The following is a 24,008-nucleotide window of genomic DNA, read 5'->3' on the forward strand; positions in this document are numbered from 1 at the left end:
CCCGCCCGCCCGCTGGCCCCGCCCGCCCGCTGGCCCTGCCCGCACGCTGGCCCCGCTCGCCCGCACAGCCGCGGAACCTGTGCCTGCCGCACGCCGGCGAACCAATTCGACGGAGATTTTCCGGATGCTGGACCGAAAACCTGTGTTTTGGGCTTTTTAGAGCAGAATCTCCGTCGAATTCGTTCGGGCGCCGGGGAGACAGGCGGAGGCTGCCCCGGCAGCGGACCCGCCGTGGCCGTCAGCCGGCCCGGTGGCTGCCGAAGGTGCGCCGGTAAGCCGTCGGCGTGGTCTGCAGCACCTTGAGGAAGTGGTGGCGCATCACGGCCGCCGCACCGAACCCCGTGGACGCCGCGATCTCCGCCAGGCTCAACCCGGTTTCCTCGAGCAGTTGCTGGGCGCGGAGCAGCCGCTGCCGGTTCAGCCACGCCGTGGGCGTCGTGCCGAGATCCGCCCGGAACCGCCGCGCGAAGGTGCGCGGCGACATCAGCGACCGCCGGGCGAGATGGTCGACCGTGAACTCCTGGTCGAGGTTTCGCAGCATCCAGTCGGTCACAGCCGCGAAGGAGTCGCTGCGGAACTCGGCCACCGGCTCCTGGATGAACTGCGACTGCCCGCCGTCGCGTTGCGGCGGCACCACCATCCGCCGGGCGATCACGTTCGCCGCCGAGGCGCCGAGTTCCTTCCGCACGATGTGCAGGGCGGCGTCGATGCCGGCCGCGGTCCCGGCGCCCGTCACCACCCGGCGGTCTTCGACGAACAGAACATCCGGGTCGACCTCGGTGAGAGGGCAGGCGCGCGCCAGCGCATCCGTGTACATCCAGTGAGTCGTGCTGCGGCGACCATTCAGGATGCCCGCGGCGGCCAACACGAACGCCCCGCTGCACACACTGAGCACCCAGGCGCCACGGGCCTCGGCCTCGCGGACTACCCGCAGGATCTCGGGGTGGATCGCCTCGCCCGCTTCGTAGGCGGGGATCGCGATCAGGTCGGCGTCCCCGGCGGCGGACAGGTCCTCGGTGACGATGATGTCGAAGCCCAGCTTCGTGCGGATGGGACCCGGCTCCGCCGCCGTGACGTGGAAGTCGAACGACGGCCCGCCGTGCTCGCTTCGGTCCATGCCGAAGACCTCACAGATCAGGCCGAACTCGAACGGCCCGAGGCCCGGCAGGGTGACGCAGACCACCTTGTGAAGCATGCGAAGCCCTCTCTGTCTGGCCGATCCAAGGCCGCAGCCCGCAGCCACACCCGCAGCCACACCCGCCGGCAAGGCCGGCGCCCGCAGCCACTGCCCCTTTTGGCAGGAATGTGTCGATTTCTGGCAATCGTGCCACTCGCAGCAGAAAGTCGCAATACCTAGAGTTTCTGCCATGACCATCATCATTCTGCTGGTACTCGGCGCCCTCATGCTGTGGGCCGTGCTGGCGACTCTGCACAGCCTGGGCGCCGACGGCTACGGCCGCAAGGAGCTGGCCGGGCGCAACATCCACCCGGAGGATCTGCCGCGCTCGCGCTAGGGTTAAGGCGCGGCAATGCGCGATTGCCGCCCGATCCTGTGAGGTTCAGATGGCGTGGCTTGTCACCGGCGGCGCCGGCTATATCGGCTCCCACATTGTGCGGGCTTTCCTGAAAGAGGGCATCGAGGTCGTCGTCATCGATGACCTCTCCAGCGGGCACGTCGAGTTCGTGCCGGCCTCGGTCCCGTTCGTGCAGGGCACCCTCCTCGACCGGGATCTGCTGATGCGCACCTTCGCCGAACACTCCGTGACCGGAGTCGTGCACGTCGCGGGCTTCAAGTACGCCGGAGTCTCCGTGCAGCGCCCGCTGCACACCTACGAACAGAACGTCACGGCCATGGCCGTCCTACTCTCGGCGATGCAGGAATCCGACGTCCCGCGGATGGTATTCTCCTCCAGCGCGGCCGTCTACGGCACCCCGCACGCCGACCTGGTCACCGAGGACACCCCGAAGAGCCCCGAGTCGCCCTACGGCGAGTCCAAGCTGATCGGCGAGTGGCTGCTGCGCGACCAGGCCGTCGCGGCGGGTCTGCGCTACACGGCGCTGCGCTACTTCAACGTGGTCGGCTCCGGCGCGCTCGAACTGCGCGACACCAGCCCGCACAACTTGTTCCCCCTGGTCTTCGACGCCCTGATGGACGGCCGCACCCCGAGCATCAACGGCGACGACTATGCCACCCCCGACGGCACCTGCGTGCGGGACTACATCCACGTGGCCGACCTGGCCGTCTCGCATGTGGCCGCGGCCCGGCGCCTGGACGCGGGGGAGCCCGTGCTGCCCGTCTACAACCTCGGCAGCGGCGACGGCGTCTCGGTCGGCCAGATCATGACCACCGTGGCCGCGGTGACCGGGATCGACTTCGCCCCGGTGATCGGGCCGCGCCGGCAGGGCGACCCCGATCGCATCGTCGCCTCCGGCGCATTGGCGGCACGCGACCTGCAGTGGATGATGCGGCACACCCTCGAGGACATGGTGCAGAGCGCCTGGCGGTCCCGGCAGGCCGCATCCGCCCCGCAATCCTGATCGATTTTCGCTCTTGGGCGAGTCGAAACCCTCCAGCAAATATTGAGGGTTTACTATCTGCGACTTGACGGCAGGGAATTACACGGCTGTAATTAGGGCTTAGCGTAATTTTGGGCACATTTTGCAGTGGGGTGGGAGACGATATGGCGCTATCAGATTCTCGTTCCGGGGTACCCGAGGATTGGTTCATCGATCCTGTCCGTTTGGGTGTTCCCGGGGTTCGCACGGAAAACAGCGACGGCGATCCGCTGTCGTGGCAGTCGGATTCGCTCTGCGCGCAGACCGACCCGGAGGCCTTCTTCCCGGAAAAGGGCGGGTCGACGCGCGATGCGAAGAAGATCTGTTCCTCGTGCGAGGTGAGAACCCAGTGCCTGCAGTACGCGCTCGCCAACGACGAGCGATTCGGCATCTGGGGCGGCCTGTCCGAGCGCGAGCGCCGCAAGTTGCGCAAGCGCGCGAGCTGACCCGAGACCGCATCCGGGGCGACGGATTTCGGGCTCGCCTTCGCAATTGAGCCTCACCGGGCCCGATCCGACCTAGGCTGGGGTCGATATGCATGCGAGAGTCACGGCCATCCTTGTCGCCCGGAACGGCGCGAAACACCTCGAGAGAACACTCGAGGCGCTGAGTCGCCAGACGCGCCAACCGGACGTGGTGATCACGGTCGACTGCGGGTCCTCCGACAAGACGGCCGACCTGCTGGCCGCCTTCGGGCCGACCCACATCATCTCCGCGGGCGCGGACCTCACCTTCGGGCAGGCCATTGCGACGGCCGCGCGGATCCTTCCGCCGCCGACGTCCGACGGCGAGATGCTCTGGCTGCTCGCCCAGGACAGCGCCCCGGAGCCCGGTGCGCTGGCCGCGCTGCTCGGGGAACTGGAGATCGCACCATCCGTCGCCGTCGCCGGACCGAAGGTCATGGACTGGCACGCCGGCGACTACATCCACAACTTCGGTCAATCGATGACCCCCGGCGGCTCCACCGTGACACTGGTAGAGAGCGAGCTCGACCAGGGCCAGCACGACGGCATGGGCGACGTGCTCGCGGTCAGCGCCGGCGGCATGCTGGTGCGCCACACCGTCTGGGATCAGCTGGGCGGCTTCGACCCCGCCCTGCCCTCCGCGGACGACGCCCTCGATTTCTGCGTGCGCGTTCGCATGGCCGGCTACCGGGTCTCCGGCGTCGCGTCGGCCCGGATCGCCACGGCCGGAGACGGCGTCGCCGGCACGAGCGGGTCCTCCCGTGGGCGTGCCCGCCGCAAGCGGCTGCGCGCGATGCGGGCCGCCCAGCTCCACCGCCGCCTCGTCTACGCCCCGGCGTGGACGATCCCGGTCCACTGGCTGGCACTGGTTCCCCTGGCGCTGCTCCGGTCGATCGGGCAGCTGCTGCGCAAGGAACCCGGGGCGATCCTGGGCGAGTTCTCGGCTGCGTTCGCGGCGGCCTTCAGCGGGATCCGCGTCAGCGCGGCGCGCCGCCGGTTCGCCGCCACCCGCAAGCTGGGCTGGGGATCGATCGCGTCCCTGCGCGTCTCCTCGGCCGAAGTGCGCCGTCGCCACGCGCTCAAGCGCGAAGCCAGTGTGACCGGCGTGCGCGGAGACCGTCCGGACATCCGATTCCTCTCCGGCGGCGGCGCCTGGACCGTGCTCGCGGCCGCGATCGCCGGGGTGGTGCTCCTGGCGCCGCTCCTGGGCGCCCGCACCCTCACCGGCGGCGGGCTGCTGCCCCTGTCGGACTCCCTGGCCGAGCTCTGGGGCAGCGTCGGCTACGGCTGGCGGGACATCGGGCTGGGTTTCGTCGGTGCCGCCGACCCGTTCGCCGCGGTTCTGGCCGTGCTGGGCTCGCTCACTTTCTGGGCACCTTCCTTCTCCCTGGTGCTCCTCTACTTCCTCGCCCTGCCCCTGGCCGCGCTCGGCGCCTGGCTCGCTGCGAGCCGCCTCACCGAGCGCGCGTCCCTGCGCGCCGTCGCCGCCGTGCTCTGGATTCTCGCGCCCACCTTCCTCAGCGCCATCGCCGCCGGCCGCCCGGCCGCGATCCTGGTGCACCTGCTTCTGCCGTGGCTGTTCTTCGCGGGCTTCGCGGCGGCCCGCTCCTGGTCGGCCGCCGGCTCGGCCGCCCTCCTGTTCGCGGCGATCGTGGCCTGCGCGCCGTCGCTGACACCGGCGCTCCTGGCCGCCTGGCTGATCACCGTGCTGGTCAGCGGCCGCAGCGTGATGCGCTTCATCGGCATCCCGTTGCCGGCGTTGGCCCTCGCGGCACCGCTGATCCTGGACCAGGGACTTCGTGGCACCTGGCTGGCCCTGCTGGCCGACCCGGGCGTGCCCGTGCCGGGCCCGAGCGTTCCCGGCTGGCAGTTGCTCCTCGGCTTCCCGTCCGGTGAACTCGGTGGCTGGGCTCCGCTGCTCGAAATGCTCGGCCTGCCCGGCGTGCACGCCTCCGTCCTGGTGCCCGTCCTGCTGATCCCGCTCGCCGTCCTCGGCGGCCTCTCCCTCTTCCTGCACGGCGCGCGCGGCGCCGCCTTCTCCCTCCTGGCCGCGCTGCTCGGGCTGGCCACGGCGGTCGCCGCCGGCAGCCTCCAGCTGTCCTCGATCGGCGCCCAGACCCCGAGCATCTGGCCCGGAGCCGGCCTCAGCCTTTACTGGCTGGGACTGGTCGGCGCCGTCGTCTTCGCGCTCCGCGGACTGCGCCGGTTCGCCGTCGCGCCGGCCGTCACCGCGGTCGTCGCCCTGATCATCGTGGTGGCGCCGCTGGTCGCGGCCCTGCCGCTCGGCACCAGCGTCGTGCGCGAGGGCATCGACCGCACCCAGCCCGCATTCGTCAGCGCCGAGGCCCAGACGGATGCCCGCGTCGGCACCCTGCAGATCGTGCCGCAGCCCGATGGCGGCATCCTGGCGACCATCGTCCGAGGTCCCGGCACGACCCTCAACGCCCAGTCCACCCTCAGCAGCACCGATCGAACGCTCAGCGGCAAGGAAAGGGAACTCGCCGACCTGGCCGGAAACCTCGCCTCACGCAGCGGCCTGGACACCGCGGCGGGCCTGGCGGACTTCGGCATCCGTTTCGTGCTGCTCCGCCCGGCCGCCGTCACGCCCGCCGGTCCCGGTTCCGAGGCCCCGGTCACCCCGGCCGCGGCCGAGACCGCCGGCCGCACGATGACTGCGCTCGACGGCAACGCGGCGCTGTCGCCGGTGGGGGACACCGCATTCGGCCGGCTCTGGCGGGACGAGACCGTCGTCGGCGCCGGTCCGAACGGCACGATCCCGTCTCACCCCGGCGGCCCGCTCGGCGTCATCTCCCTGCTCGTGGCCGCCGTGGTCATCGGCGCCACCGTGCTGCTGTCCATCCCCACGGGCGCCGGCCCGGAGGCCGTGCGGCAGGCCAGCCGGGACGCGATCCGCGAAACGGCGAGGGCCAGGGCCAAGCAGAAGGCCAAGGAGAAGAAGCGCACCGCCCGAACCCCGGGGAGGCGGAAATCCACTCCCCGCACGGCCGGGACGGTGACTCCGACCGCTCCGACGGATGCCGCGGCATCCGGGTCCGCCGCGCCCGACGCCGGCGACGCAGTCAACACCGCCGACACAGTCAACACCGCCGACACAGTCAACACCGCCGACACCGTCAACACCGCCGACACAACGGGCCACCCCGGCACCACCGAGACGGCGACCCTCCAGGAGGAGGAGCACATTGCTCAGTAAACGCGGAATCGCCCTGTTCGGTGCGCGCGCGCTCGTGGGCGCCGTCGGCCTTGTCATCGTCGTCGCGGGCGTCGGTGCGGCGGCCGTCGTGCCCTGGCCGACCCTCGAAAAGGCCCCGCCCTCCGTTCTCGTGTCGCCGACGCCGAGCGAGCAGCAGCGGGTGTGCCCCGGCCCGCTCCTCACGCTCGCGGAGGACTCGACCCAGGCCCAGGCCGCCAGCTCCGTCGGCAGCGCCGAGGCCGTCTATGCCACCCGGTCGGTCGCGTCCGGCGCGGGCTGGACCGACCCGGAGGTTTCGCCTCTCACCGCCCCCGACAACGCGAAGGGCGACATCGACGGCGCGCCCCTGCTCCTGCGCGTCCCGGTCGAGGCGGGCGTGGACGCGGCGCCGCTGGTGTCCGGCAGCCAGTCCGAGACCGTGGCGAGCGAGACGCTCGGCGGCCTCGCCATCGCCGCGTGCTCCGAGGCGGCCAGCGACAGCTGGCTGGTCGGCGGCTCCACCGACATCGGCCGCACCAGCCTCGTGCTGCTGAGCAACCCCACCACGGTCACGGCCACGGTGGACCTGACCGTGTTCGGCGAGACCGGCCAGGTGGATGCCCCCGGCTCGACCGGCATCCTCGTTCAGGCCGGCTCGCAGCGGATCGTCTCCCTGGCCGGACTGGCCCCGAACCTCCGGTCACCGGTGGTGCACGTGCAGTCGCGGGGCGGGCAGGTCACGGCCAACCTCCAGCAGAGCATCGTGCGCGGCATCGCACCGGGAGGCGTCGACGTGTTCGGCGCCTCGTCCGGCCCCGGACGCACCCAGACCATCGCCGGCCTGCTGATCACCGCCGAGGCTCCCGAGGCCGCGCCCACCGAGGCCGGCGGCCTCGCCGACGGCGTCCCGTCGGTGCGCGTCCTCGTCCCGGGCGATCTGCCGGCCACGGTCGAGGTCGGGGTCACGAGCGCCGACGGTTCGGCGCCCGGAACCTCGGTTCAGATCGAGGTGCAGCCCGGCCTCACCACCGAGGTGCCGTTGACCGGGCTAGCCCCCGGCATGTACTCGGCCGCCCTGGTGTCCGACCAGCCGATCGTGGCCGCCGCCCAGAGCTCGTCCGCCGGTGCCGCGGGCCGCGACTTCGCGTGGTTCACGGCCTCCGACACCCTCGACGAGGAGTTCCTGGTCTCCGTCGCCTCCGGTCCGGTCCCGACTCTCGTGCTCGTGAACACCGGCGGCTCTGCCGCCACCTACACGGTCAGCCCCCGCTCGGGCGAGCCGGCAACGGTCGACGTCGCGGAGGGTCGCACGGCGACCCTGCCTCTCACCGCCGGCGGGAGTTACGTGGTCTCCGGCGGCTCCTCGACGGTGGCGTCGGTGACCTACGCGGGGGACGGCCTGATGGCATCCTTCCCGCTGAGTCAGGCCGGACCCCTGGCCGCACCGATCCGCGTCTATTCGCACTAGCCACTATCCGGCGGCCCCTGCCCGGCACCGGCAAACCGAACCGACGTGTTCGTGAACCCCTGGAGACATCCGTGACCGAGTCGTCCACCCCTTCCCGCCCACCTTCCGTCGACGAGGTGCGCGTCGCAGTCATCGGCGGATCGGGCCTCTACCGGCTCTTCGACGCCGGCACGGTGGTGTCCGTCGATATCGACACGCCCTACGGCCCCACCTCGTCGTCGATCACCATCGGCGAGCGAGCCGGGCGTCGCGTCGCGTTCCTGCCGCGTCACGGCGGCGACCACAGCGTGGCGCCGCACCTGATCAACTACCGGGCCAACATCTGGGCGCTGGCCTCGCTGGGCGTCACGGCCATCATCTCCTCCTCGGCGGTCGGCGGCGTCAGCCCCGAGTACCCGCCGGGGCTGCTGGTCGTGACCGACCAGTTCATCGACCGCACCACCGGGCGCGCCGACACGTTCTACGACCGGGGCACGGTCGCGCACCTGGCCGCGGCCGACCCGTTCGACCCCGAACTGCGGCGCTTCGCCATCGCCGCGCTCACGGCCCAGGACGAGGACTTCGCGCCCACCGGCACCGTCGTCGTGATCCAGGGACCCCGGTTCTCGACCCGGGCGGAGTCGCTGTGGTTCCGCGCCGCGGGCGCCCACACCGTCAACATGACGCAGTACCCGGAGGTCGTGCTGGCCGCCGAGCTCAATATCGGCATGGTGAACCTCTCGTTCGTCACCGACGCCGACGCCGGGCTGGCCCCCGCCGCCGATGAGCCGGGCGCGGCCGACCCCGATGCCGTGTCCGCTGGCCTGGTCTTCACGCGTCTCCGGGCCGCCCAGCCGCGCATCCTGGCCGCGATCGACGGAATCCTGCGCGCCCTGCCGCAAGAATTCGCGCCGCGGGAACTGATCGCCCCGGAGCACGTGCGCGCCGTGCTCGATCGCCGGCCCGGTTCGGCCGCCGACCTCCCGGCCAGCACCGACGCGTCCGTCCCCGTCGTCCCTGACGCCGTCGTCCCCGTCGTCCCCGTCTCCGCCGTCCCGGTCTCCGCCGTCCCGGTCTCCGCCGTCCCGGCCGGAGTCGCCGAATGACCGGGCGACTGCTCGTCACGGGCGGCGCCGGCTTCATCGGCGGCGCGATCGTGCAGGCCGCCCTCGACCGGGGCTGGCAGGTGCGGGTGCTCGATTCCCTCCGCAGCGATGTGCACGGGGGCCTCCCGGTGCTGCCCGCCCAGGTCGACGTGATCGTCGGCGACGTGACCGACGCATCCGTCGTCGCCCTCGCCCTGCGCGACACGGATGTCGTCTGTCACCAGGCCGCCAAGGTCGGCCTCGGTGTGGACTTCGCCGACGCCCCGGACTACGTGCACAGCAACGAGGTCGGCACGGCCGTTCTGCTCGCGGGGATGACCTCGGCCGGGATCGACCGGCTCGTCCTGGCCTCCTCGATGGTGGTCTATGGCGAGGGCAGCTACCGGGGCGCCGGGGGCTTCACCCGCCCCGGGCCGCGCCGTGAGGCCGACCTGCTCCGGGGCGTGTTCGACCCGGTCGACCAGGCCACGGGCGAACGGCTCGAACCGGTGCTCGTCTCCGAGGAGGACCCGCTCGACCCGCGCAACGTCTACGCGAGCACCAAGCTGGGACAGGAATATCTGGCGTCGGCGTGGGCCCGCTCCACCGGCGGCCGGGCCGTGGCCCTCCGCTACCACAACGTCTACGGACCGGGGATGCCGCAGAACACCCCCTACGCGGGCGTGGCGTCGCTGTTCCGCTCGGCCCTGGAACGCGGCGAGGCCCCGCGCGTGTTCGAGGACGGCGGCCAGCGCCGCGACTTCGTGCACGTGGCCGACGTCGCGTCCGCTAACCTCGCCGCTCTCGACTGGACCGAATGCGCGGAGCCGTCCACGTTCCGTCCGTTCAACGTCGGCAGCGGCGTCGTGCACACGATCGGCGAGATGGCGGCGGCCCTCAGCCGGGCCACCGAGGGCCTCGCTCCCGTCGTCACCGGGCAATTCCGGCTCGGCGACGTGCGGCACATCACGGCGTCCTCCGAACGGCTCCGCCGCGAACTCGACTGGGCGCCGTCCGTCTCGTTCGAGGACGGCATGCGCGCGTTCGCGACCGCGCCGCTGCGCGCCGCCGTCACCCGGTAGCCCCCCGGCCCCCGCCCCGGGCCGAACCAATTCGACGGAGATATTGCTGTAAAACGGCTCTTATGGCGTATCCGGGGCGGATCCGGGCAGAATCTCCGTCGAATTCGTCAGGGACGGACACCGGCCAGCAGCCCCGGACACCCGCCGCCGTCGCCCACCCGCCGCGAAGCGACGGGCAACCGGGCTCAGTGCGCCGCCCGGCCAGCCGCCGCGACCGGATGCTGCGGCAACAGCACCTCGAACCGGCATCCATTCGCCACGTTGTGCACCCGAACCTCGCCCCGGTGGGCCTGCACGATCCCCTGAACGATGGCCAGGCCGAGGCCCGCGCCGCCGGAGCCGAGGGGCTCGGCCGCCGGGGTGCGCGGACCGCTGGCCCGCCAGCCGGCCTCGAACACCCGGCCCAGGTCCTGCTCCGGGATGCCGCCCGCGGCATCCGTCACCGAGATCAGCGCGCGGTCGGCGGTGCTCTCCGTGACCGAGACCACGATCGGGCTGCCAGGCGGGGAATGCTGGATGGCGTTCATCACCAGGTTTCCGACCACCCGGGACAATTCGCGCGGGTCGGCGAGGATGGTCAGCCCCATCTCGCCGGCGAAGCGCAGATCCAGGGACTTGGCCTGCGCGATCGGCCACAGGCCGGCGACCGTGTCGCTGATCAGGTCGTAGAGCGACACCGGTTCCAGGCGGAGGCGCAGGGTTCCGGAGTGGATCTTGGAGAGTTCGAACAGGTCGTCGACCATGCCGGTGAGCCGGTCCACCTGCCCGCGCATCTGCGTGTAGTACCGCTCCGGGTCCTCGGCCATCCCGTCTTCGAGAGCCTCGGCCATGGCACGGATGCCCGCGAGCGGCGTCCGCAGATCGTGCGAGATCCAGGCGATCAGTTCCCGCCGTGACTCCTCCACCCGGTTCTCGCGGGCCCGGGATTCGGCCAGGCGTTCCCCGGTCGCGGCCAGCTCCCCGGCCAGCGCCGTGAACTCGGTGTTGCTCTGCCGGTCGGTAGAGGCGATGCGTTCCCCGCGTCCGATACTCGCCGCGGCCGAGCGGAGGGTGCGGCTGTCCCGGGCCAGCTGGCGTCCGAGTACCGCGGCCATCATCAGCGACACGAGCCCGGCGACTCCGGCCACGGAGTAGAACACGGTGAGGTCGTGCCGGGACACGTACATCTGGGAGGCGACCACCGCCATCCCGCCGACCACCGACACCACCGTGGCCAGGGCGACAACCATGAGCTGCAGCACGAGCGAGGACCGGGCCAGCAGCCGCAGGGAGAGCAGGCCGCCCGCGCCCACGACGACCGCGCAGGCCAGCGCGAACAGGGAGACGGCCAGGAGCACGTCCGGTGTCATCAGGACCGTCCCGTCAGGGCCAGGGGAACCGGGTCGAACCGGTAGCCGACCCCCCAGACCGTGTTCAGCAGCCGCGGCGCGGCCGGGTCGGCCTCGATCTTCTCGCGCAGCCGGCGCACGTGAACGGTGACCGTGGACAGGTCGCCGAACTCCCAGCCCCAGACCGAGCGGAGCAGGTCCTCGCGGCTGAGCACCTGGTGCGGGCGCCCGATCAGGTAGGCCAGCAGGTCGAATTCCCGGGAGGTCAGCACCAGCGGCTCGCCGCGCAACCGCACCTCGTGGGCGAGGGCGTCGAGGCTGAAGTCGCCCACCACGACCAGGCCGGCCGGCACGATCGCGGAGACGCTGCGCCGCAGAACCGACTGCACCCGCAGCACGAGCTCGCGGGGGGAGAACGGCTTGGTCAGGTAGTCGTCGGCGCCGGCCTCCAGGCCGTCGATGCGGTCCTCCTCCTGGTTGAGGGCGGTGAGCATGATCACCGGGATCTCCCAGTCCGAACGGATGCGGCGGCACACCTCGATGCCGTCGACGAGCGGCAGCATCCGGTCGAGCACGACCAGATCGGGCCGCAGTCGCTCGGCGGTCTCCAGTGCGGCCAGCCCGTCCGCCGCCTCCTCGACCAGGTACCCGGCCGCTCGCAGGTAGCGGCAGACGATCTCGGAGACCGTCGGGTCGTCGTCGACGACGAGGATGCGGCGTGGGGTCGGTGCGATCGAGCGCGAATCGCCGGGGGGCAGGGAGGAAGGCACGACTTCAGGATAGGGCGGGCGGCGCCGGGCGTGCCGGGCCGGTGCCTTCGGTGCCGTTTGTTCCTCACTCCGTAATCTCTTCGGGCGTTTCGGCCGAGGCCGCCGCCCTAGTGTCGATGCATGACTGTGATCCACACGGACCTCGTGTTGCCGTGCCTGAACGAAGCCGCCGCCCTGCCCTGGGTGCTCTCGCGCCTGCCGGAGGGATACCGGGCCATCGTCGTCGACAACGGGTCGACCGACGGTTCGGCCGAGATCGCCGCGGCGGCCGGCGCGCAGGTGGTGCACGAAACCCGCCGCGGCTTCGGGGCGGCCGCGCACGCGGGCCTGCTCGCCGCCACCGCGCCGATGATCGCGTTCTGCGACGCCGACGCCTCGATGGACCCCGCCGAACTGCCCCTGGTGGTGGACCCGGTGCGAGCCGGCACCGCCGACCTGGTGCTCGGGCGGCGCCGGCCGGTGACCGCGAAATCGTGGCCGCTGCACGCGCGCCTCGCCAATTCCAGTCTGTCCTGGCGTCTGCGCCGAATAACAGGGGTGAACATCCATGACCTGGGCCCGATGCGGGCCGCGCGCCGCGAATCCGTGCTGAACCTCGACCTCCGGGACCGCCGCAGCGGCTACCCGCTGGAGATGTTCCTGAAGGCGGCGGAGGCCAACTGGCGCATCCTTGAAGTCGACACCACCTATTCCCCGCGGGTCGGCCGCAGCAAGGTGACCGGCACCGTGCGCGGCACCCTGACCGCGATCAACGACATGTCGGCCCTCCTCCGGGAGACGCGCCGATGACGACCATCGTCGTGATCGCCAAGGAATGCCTGCCGGGCCGCGTGAAGACCCGCCTGCACCCGCCGCTCAGTCTCGAGCAGGCCGCCGTGCTGGCCGCGGCCAGCCTCGACGACACCCTCGCGGCGCTCGCCACCCTGCCCGCGACCCGGCGCATCCTGGCCTTCGACGGTGTGATCCCGCCGGCCGCGGCGGCCGGGTATGAGATCTTGCCGCAGTCGCAGGGAACCCTCGACGTGCGGCTCGCCGCCGTGTTCGATGCCTGCGAGGGGCCCACCGTCCTGGTCGGCATGGACACCCCGCAGCTCACCTCTTCCCTGCTCGAACCCGTCTTCACCGACTGGACCGACGACGTGGACGCCTGGTTCGGCTTCGCCAACGACGGCGGCTTCTGGACCCTCGCCCTGAACGACCCGAGCGGCGACCTGATCCGCGGCGTGCCGATGTCCCGGGGCGACACCGGCGCGCTCCAGCTGACACGGCTGACGGATGCCGGGCTCCGCGTCAGCCTGCTGCCGACACTCACCGACGTGGACACCATCGACGACGCCCGCTCGGTTGCGGAGATCGCGCCGACCGGCCGGTTCGCCGCAGCCCTGAACGCCATGATGGCCGCCAGCACGAAGGACGGCCTCCGATGACGCTCCTGGCCGCACGACTCGACGAGGAGTGGGCGGCCCCGCCGTCCACCTTCGGGGCCGGCGGAGCCGAGCCCTATGCCGCCGCGCTGCGCAACAATGACAACGTGCTCTACCTGCGCCGGGCCCGCCCGGGCAGCGCGTCCGAGGCTTCGCCAATCGACGCCGGACGGTGGAGCGCCGACGCCGACGACACCGACCAGCGCCTGCTCGACGGAGTCACCGGCCCGGTTCTCGACATCGGCTGCGGTCCGGGCCGGATGGTGCGGGCCGCCATGGGGCGCGGCCTGCCCGCCCTCGGCATCGACGTCTCGGCGACGGCGGTGCGGATGGCCGCAGACGCCGGCCTCACCGTGCTGCAGGGCAGCGTCTTCGACCCCATGCCGCGGGAGGGCGCCTGGGCCGCGGCCCTGCTCGTGGACGGCAATATCGGAATCGGCGGCGACGCATCCGCTCTGCTCACGCGGTGCGCCGAGTTGCTCGCGCCGGGCGGCGCGCTGCTGGTCGAGCTGAGCCACGACGCGGCCAGGGACGAGAGCTACCTCGGCATGATCGAGGATTCCGCGGGCGGCCGGAGTGCCGTGTTCCCCTGGGCGGAGATCGGCATCCACGCCCTCCGGGACCGCGCCGGGGCGGCCGGCCTTGTCGTCGCTCAGGACTGGCGGCTGGACGGCCGCTGGTTCGCCCGCCTGCTGCGCGCGTAGAGCAGGCCGGCCCACACCGTCGTGACCAGGGCGAGGGCCGCCCAGAACAGGGCCAGGTTTCGGCCGTAGTCGAGCGGAAGAATGCTCGGGTTGTTCGGGCTGAGGCCCTGGGCGACGATCGCGGGCACCACGATCAGCGTCATGATCGAACCGACCACGATGGCGCCCTGCACGAGAACCAGGATCGTTCCCGTGGCCCGGTGTCCCGCGCGGCGCAGCAGCAGGCCGAGGAAGAAGACGACGGGCGCCAGGACGGCGTCGTGCAGCACGATCGCCGCGCCGATCCAGAGCGCGACCCCGGGCAGGCGGGTGATCCGCACGGTGTCGAACAGCACGTAGAGGCCGAAGACCAGGCCCGCCGTGCCGATCAGGATCAGCACGGTGCGGGCCACGCGCATCCGCTTGATTTCGGTGTTCATGCGGTGATCGCCTCGATCCGGCTCAGCCATTTGGTTTGCAGCACCCCGGGCCGGCCCGGGGCGATCATCCGCGCCGGGTAGCCGTGCTGCAGGTCGAGCGTCTCGCCGTTCAGCTCGAGCGCCACCAGGGTCAGCGGGTCCCGCACGTATTCCGGTCCCATCTGGGTGCGGCGGAAGCTGCCGCGTTGTTCGAGGCTGGTCAGGCGAAAGGATGCGTCCGGGTCGGCGTCGACCAGGTCGGCCAGGTCCCGCAGGCGCACGCCGCGCCACACCGCCAGCTGGCTCCAGCCTTCGACGCAGGCGATCGGCAGTTCCACCTCGGTCTGCGGCATGGCCTCGAGCTCGGCCCGGCTGAAGCTGCGTTCCACCCCGCCGGCAGCGAGGGTGAGCGCCCAGCCGGCGGCGGTGGCCGACGCGGTCACCCCGGCCTTCTGGGCGGTGCGGTTCACCGGGACGCCCTGCTGGCCGACGCCCTTCTTGCGCGGCCCGAACACGTTCAGCGCGTCCAGCGGCGCGAACGTCTGGCCCGCGGTCAGCCCCACGACGGCGGCGCCGGCGATTCCCACGGCGGTCAGGAAGCCCCGGCGGCTCACGGAGGTCGGGGCCGCGGGCGTGGCGTCGATCCAGGCCAGCAGGCGCCCCGTCACCCCGGACGGCCGGCGGCTGCCCCAGAGCCGGACGGCCTCGAGTCGGGCCGCCTCGGCGTCGGCCGCGCCGGGCGCCTCCGTGGCGCCTGCCGCATCCGTCGCCTCGCGCTCTGCCTCGTGCCGGGCGCTCCAGAACCGGGTGATGATCGGCAGCTTGATGCCGATGTGCAGCACCAGCAGCCCCACCAGCACCCAGCCGAGGGCGTAGTGCACCTCACGGAACGGGAAGGGCCATGGGTACCACTGGTAGGTGTTGAGCAGGCCGATCGTGATCTGCACCAGGGAGGCGCCCACGAACAGGGCGATCGACGCTCGCTCGAGCAGGTGCAGGAACGATTTCACCGGCGGGGACGCGAACAGCTCGGGGAAGACGATGTAGAGCTTGGCGAGCAGCAGCGGGAAGCAGGCGATGCCGGCCACGATGTGGGTGCCCTGGCTGAACTGGTAGAGCAGCGCGGGTCGGGTCGGGAACCTCATCCACGGGAGTGGTTCCTGCAGGAAGTGGCTGTACACGCCGGTGCCGAAACAGACGATGAAGGCGACGCCGAGCAGCCGGCCGATCACGACCGCCATCCGTGGATTGCGCGACGGGGTCGCCAGCGCGCGCTGTGCCTCGTACATCATTCGCCTCATGGTTCCATTGCATCATCCGCGGCGCCCGGAGAGGCGGCGCAATCCTTACGGTCCGGTGACGCGCAGCCGGCCGGTGGGATGCCTGCGCCCGACTCCGGCAGGATTGCAGGGTGCGCATCATTGTCATCTCCGTGATCCTGGCCGCCAGCGCGGCCCTGACCGGCTTCAGCGTGCTCGCGTACGACCTGTTCACGCCCGGTCGCGACACGGTTCCTCTCGTGATCTGCACCGCCGGGCTGTGGCTGCTGTTCGCGCTCGCCGTGCTGCTCCTGCGCGGGGTGCGGGGCCGGGCCGTGGTCGTGCTAATCCTGGCCGGCTCGGCCGTGATCGGGGCCGCGGCCATGATCGGCCCGCCCAATACGAGCACCGACTCGGCGCGCTACGCCTGGGACGGCGTAGTCGCCACCGCGGGCGTCTCACCGTATGCCTACACGCCGGCCGACGACCGGCTCGACCCGTTGCGCCCCGGCTGGCTGTTCCCGGCGGCGGAAACGACCGACGCCGGCACGCCCGTGTGCGTGGGCGAACGCATCCAGACCGCGCACAAGACGCCGTCCGGCGACATCCTCTGCTCGGCGCTGAACCGCACCGGCGTGCCCACGATCTACCCGCCGGCCGCCGAGATCTACTTCGCCGGCGTGCGTGCGCTCACCGGCCCGGACGCCCAGTACTGGCCGTTGCAACTGACGGGGCTGCTGCTCAGCGTCGGCACGACCGGGATGCTGCTGGCCGGGATGCGCCGCCGCGGCATCGACCAGCGTCACGCCGCGCTCTGGGCCTGGTGCCCGCTCGTGGCCACGGAGGCGATCACGAACTCCCACGTGGACATGCTCGGGGTGGTCTTCACACTCGCCGCGGCGTTCCTGGTGTCCACCCGGCGCTACTGGGGCGGCGGGATCGCCCTCGGCGCGGCGATCGCGACCAAGCTGATCCCCGTGCTCGCGGCGCCCGCCATGCTCCGGCGCCAGGGCTGGAAGGTCACCGTGGCCGCCATGCTCACCTTCCTGCTGCTCTACGTGCCGTACGTGCTCACCACCGGCATCGGCGTGCTCGGCTACCTGCCCGGCTACCTCTCCGAGGAAGGCTACGAAGACGGAACCCGCTTCGCCCTGATCTCTCTGGTGGCCCCCGGCGGCTCCGCCATCATCGTCGCGGGCGCGGTGCTGGCCGTGATCGCGGTGTTGGTGATCTGGAAAACCGATCCGGACCGGCCCTGGCTGGGTCAGCTGGTCATGATCGGCAGCGCGCTGCTGATCCTGTCTCCGCGGTACTCCTGGTACGCCCTGCTCCTCGTGCCGTTCATCGCCCTCAGCGGTCGCTGGGAGTGGTTCGCCGTTCCGCTGGCCCTCACGCTGCGGCTGCTGGTGCCGTCGCTGCCGGTGACGCGGGTCGCCCTCGCGGCGGCCGTCGTGCTGATCGTGGCCATAACGATGTACCGGGCCGGTCCCGTGGTGTTCCAACGCCGGATCCGCCCGGTCACTCGTCCGCCCCGACCCGTTGCTTGAGCCGGTCCACACCTCCCGCGAGCCGGTCAGTGGTTCGTGGCGCAGGTTGTGGCAGCCGGCGCACGGTAGAACCTGCGCCCGCTCCCACAAGGTGCGCCGCGACGCGGTGAGTGAGTGCGGATTCAGCGCCACCGACTCCCATCAGGCACACAAAGAAGGGGCCCGCAGCGCAGATGCGCGGCGGGCCCGTCCGGATGATGCCGGTGTGTGCCGGCGGCTACTTGGTCGCGACCGTGATCTTCGCGATCCCGACCAGGAGCTGGTCGGCGACGGCATCCGTCTTGAACGTGTCGTTCAGCAGGCCGGCCGCCTCAGCGGAGATGTGCACGGTGGTGCCCTCGAGGATGGCGTTGTCGCCGTCCATCTGGAGCGGCTTGAGGGTGCCGCCGTAGAGGTTGAACAGCAACACCTGGGTGGCGGCCGAAGCACCGTTGACGCTCACGTCACCGAACAGCTTGCTGGTGCCGGGGTCGATCGTGAAGTTGGTGAGCTCGACCACCGTGTCGCCGCCGGTCAGCGAGAAGCCGGAACCCTCGTGCTCGATCGAGCCCTGAACGAACGGGCGGTAGCTTTCTTCGGGGTCGTAGTAGTCCACGTTCCCACCGGTGATCGGGAAGTGCAGGCTGCCGTCGGTCAACGTCGCGGTTCCCACGGTGCCGGGGGTGAGGCCCAGGCTGGTCAGGGCTGCCGCGAAGTCGGCGTCGAGGAGGACGGCCGTGTCGACACCGGTCAGGGCGGGGATGGAGGCGAGGGCCTTCGGCGCGGCCTCGGCGGAAGAGGACGACTCCGTCGACGACTTCGGGGTCTTGGCGTCGGCGCTGCTCGAGCAGGCGGCGAGCCCGGCGATGAGAAGACCGGCAGTGGCGAGGCCGAGAGTGGCCTTGGTGAATGAACGCATGATGTGATCCTTCGTGTCTGGGTGGGTGTCGCTGTCTTGGTGTTGACATTGGTTCGGCCCCACCCATGAAACGGTTTGGTTCAATCTGAAATTCATTCGAGGCGGCCCCGATCCGGCCGGGCGCACAGAAAACGCGGCCGAGGACAACCTCGGCCGCGTGCGGACTTGCGCGTGCTGATGCGCGGCGGGGCCGCGTCTAGAAGTGGCGGAACCGGTCGGGCGCCAGGTCCCACGGATCCTTGCCGAGCAGCTCGGCGATTGCGCGGAACACGCAGCTCTCGATCACCATCCGCCGGTGCAGGTCGTCGTTGCGGTGCAGGCGGCTGAGGCGCTGGATCGGCAACCGGTAGAGAACGATGCGGCGTTCCTGGGGGAACACGGCCCAGCGCTCGACGCCGACCCCCGGAATCACCGTCGCGGGTCCGGCTGCGACCTCGAACCGGGCATCGGCCAGTTCGTCCGGCCAGACCGAACGCAGGTAGTCGACGGTCGAGGCGACGGTCATGTCGAAGGTGTCGATCCGGGTCTGCAGCGGCGGCAGGTACGGGCCGGTGGCAGAGCTGCGGATGCCGCGGCCGTGCCGGTCGCGGCCGCGGCCGCGCTGCACGGGTGCCGGCGTCTGCGCGGCCGAACGACGAGGACGGGACATATAGTCATCCTAGTTCCGCTGGATGAACGGGTAGCCTGAGGGCAATGTCATTCCGGCCCTGTTCCCGTGTCGCCTGCCCGGACGAGTCCGCCGCGACCCTCACCTTCGATTACGCCGACTCCATGGCCGTTCTCGGCCCGCTGTCCCTCCGCCGTGAACCGCACAGTTTCGACCTGTGCGTCCGTCACGCCCGGCTCACCTCCGCCCCGCAGGGCTGGCAGATGATCCGGCTCAGCCGAGCAACGGATGACGCTGCCGCGCTAGGTTGTGCGGAATGACCACTCACAGGATCGACGATGCCCGCGCCCGCCTCGATGCCGTCGCCCGGCCAGACGGCCTGCGCGACGAGACGGGGGAGCTGCTGGCGGCGGACCTGGTCGCAGCCGTCGCCGCCGCGTTCGTCGATGAGATGGACGCCGGCGAGGCGGGCGCCGGTGAGGTCCTGCTCGGTCACGACCGGGCCGGCCTTCCGGCCGAACTAGCCGCGGCCGTGGTCCGTGGCGTTCAGGCCCGCGGCGCCACGATCGTCGATCTCGGAGCCTGCCCGACCGACCTGGCCCGCTTCGCTTCGGGCCGTCTGGCCACCCCCGCCATCATGATCGCCGCCGGTCCCGGCCCGGACGGCGCGGTCGGCCTGGGCTTCCTCCGCGCGGGCGCCGAGGACCTCACAGTCCACACCGGGCTCGACGCCGTCCTGGACCGCGCGGCCCACTACCTGGCGGAGGGGCTGGCGCCGGTGGCTTCGCCCGCCAGCCTCCGCGAGGTGGATCTGCTCCCGGACTACGCGGCGACCCTGCTCGCCCTGGTCGACCTCGCCGGCATCCGCCCCCTCACGGTCGTGGTCGACGCCGGCCACGGGGCGGCCGCCGTCACGATCCCCGCGGTCTTCGGCACCGACTCCGGCCCGGGCTCCAGCCCGGCAGCCGGGACAACTCCGCTGCCGATCACCGTCATCCCGCTGTCCTTCGACGCCGGCGCCGACGCCGAGGGTCGGCCGCAGGAGATCGACCCGTTCGATCCGGGCAGCCTGGTCGACCTGCGGAACGCCGTGGTCGCCAACGCGGCCGACCTCGGCCTCGGTTTCGACTCCGACGCGGGACGCTGCGTCGTGATCGAAGAGAACGGTGTGCTGGTGGATCCCTCCGCGATCGGAGCGCTGCTGGCCCGCCGCGCAATCGCCCGGGAGCGCGCACGTCGTCCCGGTCCGGTGGCCGCGCCCGACACCGCGCCCGACATCCTGGTTGCGCACAGCCTCATCGTCTCCCTCCGCGTGCCGGAGACGATCGAGGCGGCCGGGGCGATTCCGGTGCGCACCGAGTCCGCTCCCGCACTGCTCCGGGCACGGATGCGCGACGACGGCGCCGTCTTCGGCTGCGGCCATGCGGCCGACTACTATTTCCGCGAATTCTGCGATTCCGGCAGTGGTCTGCTCGCGGCCCTGAACCTGCTGGCCGAACTCGGGGGCCAGGCGCATCCGTTGTCGGAGCTCGCGGTTGAATTCTCGCCGTACGCCCGGTCGGGCGAGATCAGCAGCCCGGTCGAGGACCTGCCGGACGCCTACGCCGGCATCGTCGAGGCCTACACGGGCGTGGCCGAATTCGACGAACTCGACGGCCTCACCGTCACCGGCATGACCAGCGCCGACGAGCCGTTCTGGTGGTTCAACGTGCGCCCGTCCCAGACCGAGCCGCTACTGCGCCTCACCGTCGAGGCGGCCACCCCAGCGGCGATGATCCGCGTGCGCGACGAGGTCCTGGCCCTCATCCGCGGCGAGTGATTCCCGGCCGGTGATTTCGCGGCTTGACCCCCGCTCAGGTTACGACTGCGTTTCGGGCTGCGCGTGTCGTTTGGGGGCTGCCGGCACCTGACATACGTTTGCCCGGGCGCATCCTCACGGATGCCCGCCCGTCCCCGCGCTGCGCGGGGAACGAATACAAGGATCTTGGAGTCACATGGACGTTTCGCCGAAGACTGACCGCACCACCACGAAAACGGCGGGCGGCGCGGGGGAGCTCAAGCACACCCTCAAGCCGCGCCACCTGTCGATGATCGCGATCGCGGGGGTGATCGGAGCGGGGCTGTTCGTGGGCTCCGGCGCCGCGATCCAGCAGGCGGGACCGGGCATCCTGGTGGCCTACGCCGCCGCCGGCTTCGTCGTGATCCTGGTGATGCGGATGCTCGGCGAGATGGCCGCAGCCCACCCCGAGACCGGATCCTTCTCCAGCTACGCCGACAAGGCCCTCGGTCGCTGGGCCGGGCTCAGCATCGGCTGGCTCTACGCCTGGTTCTGGATCATCGTGCTCGGCATCGAGGCCACGGCCGGAGCCGCGATCGTGCACCGGTGGGTCCCGGAAATCGACCAGTGGGTCTGGGCTCTGCTGCTGATGGTCCTGCTCACCCTCACCAACGTGGCCTCGGTCAAGATGTTCGGCGAATTCGAGTTCTGGTTCGCCTCGATCAAGGTGGCGGCCATCGCCGTCTTCCTCGTGCTCGGCGTCGTCGCCATCGTCGGCCTGATGCCCGGGGTGGAGGCGCCCGGACTGAGCAACCTCACCGGCCGCGGCGGGTTCTTCCCCAGCGGTAGCGGCGCCGTCCTCGGCGGAGTGCTCGTGGTCGTGTTCTCGTTCTTCGGAGCCGAAATCGCCACGATCGCCGCCGGCGAGTCCGAGAACCCCGTTGACGCCGTCAAGAAGGCCGTGAAGTCGACGGTCTGGCGCATCCTCGTCTTCTACATCGGCTCCATCGCGGTCGTCGTGACCCTCATCCCGTGGGACAGCGCCTCCGTCGCCAAGAGCCCCTACGTCGCCGTGATCGAGCTCTACGGAATCCCCGGGGCCGGAACGATCATGGACATCATCGTGCTGACCAGCGTTCTGTCCTGCCTCAACTCGGGCCTCTACACCGCCAGCCGCATGATCTTCTCGCTTTCCGCCCGCGGCGACGCGCCCAAGTCGTGGTCGCGCGTGTCCGTCAGCGGCGTGCCGCGCGGCGCGGTGCTGGCTTCGACCCTCGTCGGGTTCATCACGGTGGGCCTCAACTACCTCGCCCCCGATACCGTCTTCCTCTACCTGGTGAACACCTCCGGCGCCATCGCACTGCTGGTCTGGCTCGTCATCGCGGTCTCGCAGCTCGTCCTGCGCCGACGCATGGGGGCGGAGGCGGCCAGCCGCCTGTCCCTGAAGATGTGGGCATTCCCCTACCTCACCTGGTTCGCGATCGGCAGCATCGTCGCCCTCCTGGTGGGAATGGCGATTCTGGAACGCACCCGGATGGAACTCCTGATGAGCCTGGCCCTGGCGGCCGTCGTGGTCGGCATCGGCCTGTGGAAGTACCGCGCGGACAAGGGCAAGCCGCACACCGGCGCACCCGCCTCCAAGCTCCCCGCCGCCGACCCGGCCGGCGCTCCGGAGCGCGACGAGGTCGCCCAGCCGGTCTAGCCCCCGCCCACCCGTCCTGCACTCCCCGCCCGCCCGAACGAATTCGACGGAGATTCTGCCGAAATCAGCCTGTTTTGCTGGTTTTTGCCCTCCGGGGCGCAAAATCTCCGTCGAATTGGTCAGCGGCATTCCGCAGGCGGGTAATGGCATGATGGTGGCATGACTGCCGTGTCGCCTTCATCGTCCACAGTGTCCGCCTTCAAGATCGCTGACGTCTCGCTCGCCGAGGCCGGGCGGCACCAGCTGCGTCTCGCCGAGAACGAGATGCCGGGGCTGATGGCCCTGCGCGCCGAATTCGCGGAGTCGCAGCCCCTCGCCGGAGCCCGCATTGCGGGGTCGCTGCACATGACGGTGCAGACCGCCGTCCTGATCGAGACCCTCGTGGCCCTCGGCGCACAGGTGCGCTGGGCCAGCTGCAACATCTTCTCCACCCAGGACGACGCGGCCGCCGCCATCGCGGTGGGCCCAACCGGCACGCCGGAGTCGCCGGCCGGTGTGCCCGTGTTCGCGTGGAAGGGCGAATCGCTCGAGGAATACTGGTGGTGCACCGAGCAGATCTTCGACTGGAGCGCCGAAGCCGCCGCCGCGGGAGAGGCCTGGTCAGGGCCGAACCTGATCCTCGACGACGGTGGTGACGCCACAATGCTGGTGCACAAGGGCCGCGAGTTCGAACTGGCCGGCGTCGTGCCGGTTACGACGGATGCCGACAGCCACGAATACGGGGTCGTCCTCGCCGCCCTGCGCCGCTCCCTCGAGACCTCGTCCGACCGGTGGACCCGCATCGCCGAGGCCCTCACCGGGGTCACCGAAGAGACCACCACCGGAGTGCACCGGCTCTACGAACTCGCTGCCGCGGGTCAGCTCCTGTTCCCGGCGATCAACGTTAACGACTCGGTCACCAAGTCGAAGTTCGACAACAAGTACGGCATCCGTCACTCGCTGCCGGACGGGCTCAACCGCGCCACCGATGTGCTGATCGGCGGCAAGGTGGTCTTCGTGGCCGGCTATGGCGACGTGGGCAAGGGAGCCGCCGAGGCCCTCCGCGGCCAGGGCGCGCGGGTGATCGTGAGCGAAATTGACCCGATCAACGCCCTGCAGGCCGCGATGGACGGCTTCCAGGTGGCCCGGATCGAATCCGTCGCCCCGCAGATCGACATCTTCGTCAGCGGCACCGGCAACTTCAACGTCATCACGACCGAGCACATGCTCCGGATGAAGCACCTCGCGATCATCGCGAACGTCGGCCACTTCGACAATGAGATCGACATGGCCGCGCTGGAGTCCCTCGACGGTACGGTCCGGATCGAAATCAAGCCGCAGGTCAACGAATGGCGGCTGCCGAGCGGCCGCAGCGTGCTCGTGCTGTCCGAGGGGCGACTGATGAACCTGGGCAACGCCACCGGGCATCCGTCGTTCGTGATGAGCAATTCGTTCACCAACCAGGTCCTGGCCCAGATCGAGCTGCATTGCTACCGGGAGAAGTACCCGGTCGGCGTGTATGTCCTGCCGAAGCACCTCGACGAAAAGGTGGCTCGGCTGCACCTCGACGCCCTGGGCGTGGAGCTCACCGTTCTTACCCCGGAGCAGTCCGCGTATATCGGCGTTCCGATCGAGGGACCCTACAAGGTGGACCAGTACCGCTACTGATCAAGCCGCCGGCCGCGGGGCGTGACACGCCCGGGGTTGCACTGGTTTTGACGGGCCCGCCGGGGGACCGTAATGTATTCAAACGTACCCCACAGGTGCGGAAAGCCGCAGAGCTTCCCG

General features: G+C 70.9%; 22 protein-coding genes. 15 read left to right on the forward strand and 7 right to left on the reverse strand.

Annotated elements, in window-relative coordinates; genetic code table 11:
* Nucleotides 1-238 precede the first annotated feature (238 nt).
* Entirely contained in the window at nucleotides 239-1,195 is a 957-nt protein-coding gene (locus tag E3T24_RS11085) for a helix-turn-helix domain-containing protein (RefSeq protein WP_134434622.1), read from the reverse strand.
* A 172-nt stretch (nucleotides 1,196-1,367) separates the two neighbouring features.
* On the opposite strand from E3T24_RS11085, the gene E3T24_RS17370 reads away from it, so the two are divergent.
* The 7 genes from E3T24_RS17370 to E3T24_RS11115 all read left to right on the forward strand — a co-directional run bounded on the left by E3T24_RS17370 (nucleotide 1,368) and on the right by E3T24_RS11115 (nucleotide 9,827).
* Nucleotides 1,368-1,514, forward strand: a complete 147-nt coding sequence (locus tag E3T24_RS17370) for a hypothetical protein (RefSeq protein ID WP_160141052.1) — start codon at nucleotides 1,368-1,370, stop codon at nucleotides 1,512-1,514.
* A gap of 49 nt (nucleotides 1,515-1,563) precedes the next feature.
* Entirely contained in the window at nucleotides 1,564-2,538 is a 975-nt protein-coding gene (gene galE / locus E3T24_RS11090) for a UDP-glucose 4-epimerase GalE (protein ID WP_134365765.1), read from the forward strand.
* A 143-nt stretch (nucleotides 2,539-2,681) separates the two neighbouring features.
* Nucleotides 2,682-3,002, forward strand: a complete 321-nt coding sequence (locus tag E3T24_RS11095; RefSeq protein WP_134365766.1) for a WhiB family transcriptional regulator — start codon at nucleotides 2,682-2,684, stop codon at nucleotides 3,000-3,002.
* Nucleotides 3,003-3,090: 88 nt separating this feature from the next.
* On the forward strand, nucleotides 3,091-6,234 hold the full coding sequence (locus tag E3T24_RS11100; RefSeq protein ID WP_134434623.1) for a glycosyltransferase: 3,144 nt from the start codon (nucleotides 3,091-3,093) through the stop codon (nucleotides 6,232-6,234).
* Nucleotides 6,224-7,681 carry a DUF5719 family protein gene (locus E3T24_RS11105; RefSeq protein WP_134410395.1) on the forward strand — a complete coding sequence of 486 codons (1,458 nt, stop codon included), beginning with the start codon at nucleotides 6,224-6,226 and terminating at the stop codon, nucleotides 7,679-7,681. The genes E3T24_RS11100 and E3T24_RS11105 overlap by 11 nt, the downstream gene beginning before the upstream one ends.
* A gap of 71 nt (nucleotides 7,682-7,752) precedes the next feature.
* On the forward strand, nucleotides 7,753-8,766 hold the full coding sequence (locus tag E3T24_RS11110; RefSeq protein WP_134410397.1) for an MTAP family purine nucleoside phosphorylase: 1,014 nt from the start codon (nucleotides 7,753-7,755) through the stop codon (nucleotides 8,764-8,766).
* Nucleotides 8,763-9,827, forward strand: coding sequence for an NAD-dependent epimerase/dehydratase family protein (locus E3T24_RS11115; RefSeq protein ID WP_134365770.1), 1,065 nt, complete (start codon nucleotides 8,763-8,765; stop codon nucleotides 9,825-9,827). The genes E3T24_RS11110 and E3T24_RS11115 overlap by 4 nt, the downstream gene beginning before the upstream one ends.
* Nucleotides 9,828-10,012: 185 nt before the next feature.
* Here E3T24_RS11115 and E3T24_RS11120 read toward each other — a convergent pair whose 3' ends face one another.
* Nucleotides 10,013-11,176, reverse strand: coding sequence for a HAMP domain-containing sensor histidine kinase (locus tag E3T24_RS11120; RefSeq protein WP_134365104.1), 1,164 nt, complete (start codon nucleotides 11,174-11,176; stop codon nucleotides 10,013-10,015).
* Nucleotides 11,176-11,925 carry a response regulator transcription factor gene (locus E3T24_RS11125; protein ID WP_241978691.1) on the reverse strand — a complete coding sequence of 250 codons (750 nt, stop codon included), beginning with the start codon at nucleotides 11,923-11,925 and terminating at the stop codon, nucleotides 11,176-11,178. Before E3T24_RS11125 ends, E3T24_RS11120 begins: the two co-directional genes overlap by 1 nt.
* 120 nt (nucleotides 11,926-12,045) lie before the next feature.
* Here E3T24_RS11125 and E3T24_RS11130 point away from each other — a divergent pair, with 120 nt between their 5' ends.
* From E3T24_RS11130 to E3T24_RS11140, 3 genes are read left to right on the forward strand one after another with little or no spacing between them, the layout of a single operon-like run.
* Nucleotides 12,046-12,714, forward strand: coding sequence for a glycosyltransferase family 2 protein (locus E3T24_RS11130; protein ID WP_134365105.1), 669 nt, complete (start codon nucleotides 12,046-12,048; stop codon nucleotides 12,712-12,714).
* A complete protein-coding gene (locus E3T24_RS11135) occupies nucleotides 12,711-13,352 on the forward strand; it encodes a DUF2064 domain-containing protein (protein ID WP_134365106.1) in 642 nt (213 codons plus the stop codon). The genes E3T24_RS11130 and E3T24_RS11135 overlap by 4 nt, the downstream gene beginning before the upstream one ends.
* Nucleotides 13,349-14,053, forward strand: coding sequence for a class I SAM-dependent methyltransferase (locus E3T24_RS11140; RefSeq protein WP_134365107.1), 705 nt, complete (start codon nucleotides 13,349-13,351; stop codon nucleotides 14,051-14,053). The genes E3T24_RS11135 and E3T24_RS11140 overlap by 4 nt, the downstream gene beginning before the upstream one ends.
* Here the strand turns inward: E3T24_RS11140 and E3T24_RS11145 are convergent.
* Entirely contained in the window at nucleotides 14,002-14,472 is a 471-nt protein-coding gene (locus E3T24_RS11145; protein ID WP_134365108.1) for a hypothetical protein, read from the reverse strand. The genes E3T24_RS11140 and E3T24_RS11145 overlap by 52 nt on opposite strands.
* Nucleotides 14,469-15,743, reverse strand: coding sequence for a molybdopterin-dependent oxidoreductase (locus E3T24_RS11150; RefSeq protein ID WP_241978692.1), 1,275 nt, complete (start codon nucleotides 15,741-15,743; stop codon nucleotides 14,469-14,471). The genes E3T24_RS11145 and E3T24_RS11150 overlap by 4 nt, the downstream gene beginning before the upstream one ends.
* Before the next feature lie 119 nt (nucleotides 15,744-15,862).
* Here E3T24_RS11150 and E3T24_RS11155 point away from each other — a divergent pair, with 119 nt between their 5' ends.
* The gene (locus tag E3T24_RS11155; RefSeq protein WP_134404936.1) at nucleotides 15,863-17,257 is read left to right on the forward strand and encodes a glycosyltransferase family 87 protein; all 1,395 of its coding nucleotides are present in this window, start codon (nucleotides 15,863-15,865) and stop codon (nucleotides 17,255-17,257) included.
* Between the two features lie 217 nt (nucleotides 17,258-17,474).
* On the opposite strand, the gene E3T24_RS11160 is transcribed toward E3T24_RS11155, so the two are convergent.
* Together E3T24_RS11160 and E3T24_RS11165 are read right to left on the reverse strand one after the other, a co-directional pair.
* A complete protein-coding gene (locus E3T24_RS11160; RefSeq protein WP_134365111.1) occupies nucleotides 17,475-18,155 on the reverse strand; it encodes a hypothetical protein in 681 nt (226 codons plus the stop codon).
* A gap of 196 nt (nucleotides 18,156-18,351) precedes the next feature.
* On the reverse strand, nucleotides 18,352-18,804 hold the full coding sequence (locus tag E3T24_RS11165) for a metallopeptidase family protein (RefSeq protein WP_134365112.1): 453 nt from the start codon (nucleotides 18,802-18,804) through the stop codon (nucleotides 18,352-18,354).
* Between the two features lie 44 nt (nucleotides 18,805-18,848).
* Here E3T24_RS11165 and E3T24_RS11170 point away from each other — a divergent pair, with 44 nt between their 5' ends.
* From E3T24_RS11170 to ahcY, 4 genes are all read left to right on the forward strand, one after another.
* The gene (locus E3T24_RS11170) at nucleotides 18,849-19,082 is read left to right on the forward strand and encodes a DUF3499 family protein (protein WP_134365113.1); all 234 of its coding nucleotides are present in this window, start codon (nucleotides 18,849-18,851) and stop codon (nucleotides 19,080-19,082) included.
* Entirely contained in the window at nucleotides 19,079-20,581 is a 1,503-nt protein-coding gene (gene manB, locus E3T24_RS11175) for a phosphomannomutase/phosphoglucomutase (RefSeq protein WP_134365114.1), read from the forward strand. Before E3T24_RS11170 ends, manB begins: the two co-directional genes overlap by 4 nt.
* 175 nt (nucleotides 20,582-20,756) lie before the next feature.
* On the forward strand, nucleotides 20,757-22,241 hold the full coding sequence (locus tag E3T24_RS11180) for an amino acid permease (RefSeq protein WP_134365115.1): 1,485 nt from the start codon (nucleotides 20,757-20,759) through the stop codon (nucleotides 22,239-22,241).
* Between the two features lie 159 nt (nucleotides 22,242-22,400).
* Nucleotides 22,401-23,888 (forward strand): adenosylhomocysteinase, encoded by a 1,488-nt coding sequence (gene ahcY, locus E3T24_RS11185; protein WP_134434624.1) that lies wholly within the window; start codon nucleotides 22,401-22,403, stop codon nucleotides 23,886-23,888.
* Nucleotides 23,889-24,008 lie beyond the last annotated feature (120 nt).

This window comes from Cryobacterium sp. TmT2-59 (genome assembly GCF_004403545.1).
In the GTDB taxonomy this organism is placed as follows: domain Bacteria; phylum Actinomycetota; class Actinomycetes; order Actinomycetales; family Microbacteriaceae; genus Cryobacterium; species Cryobacterium shii.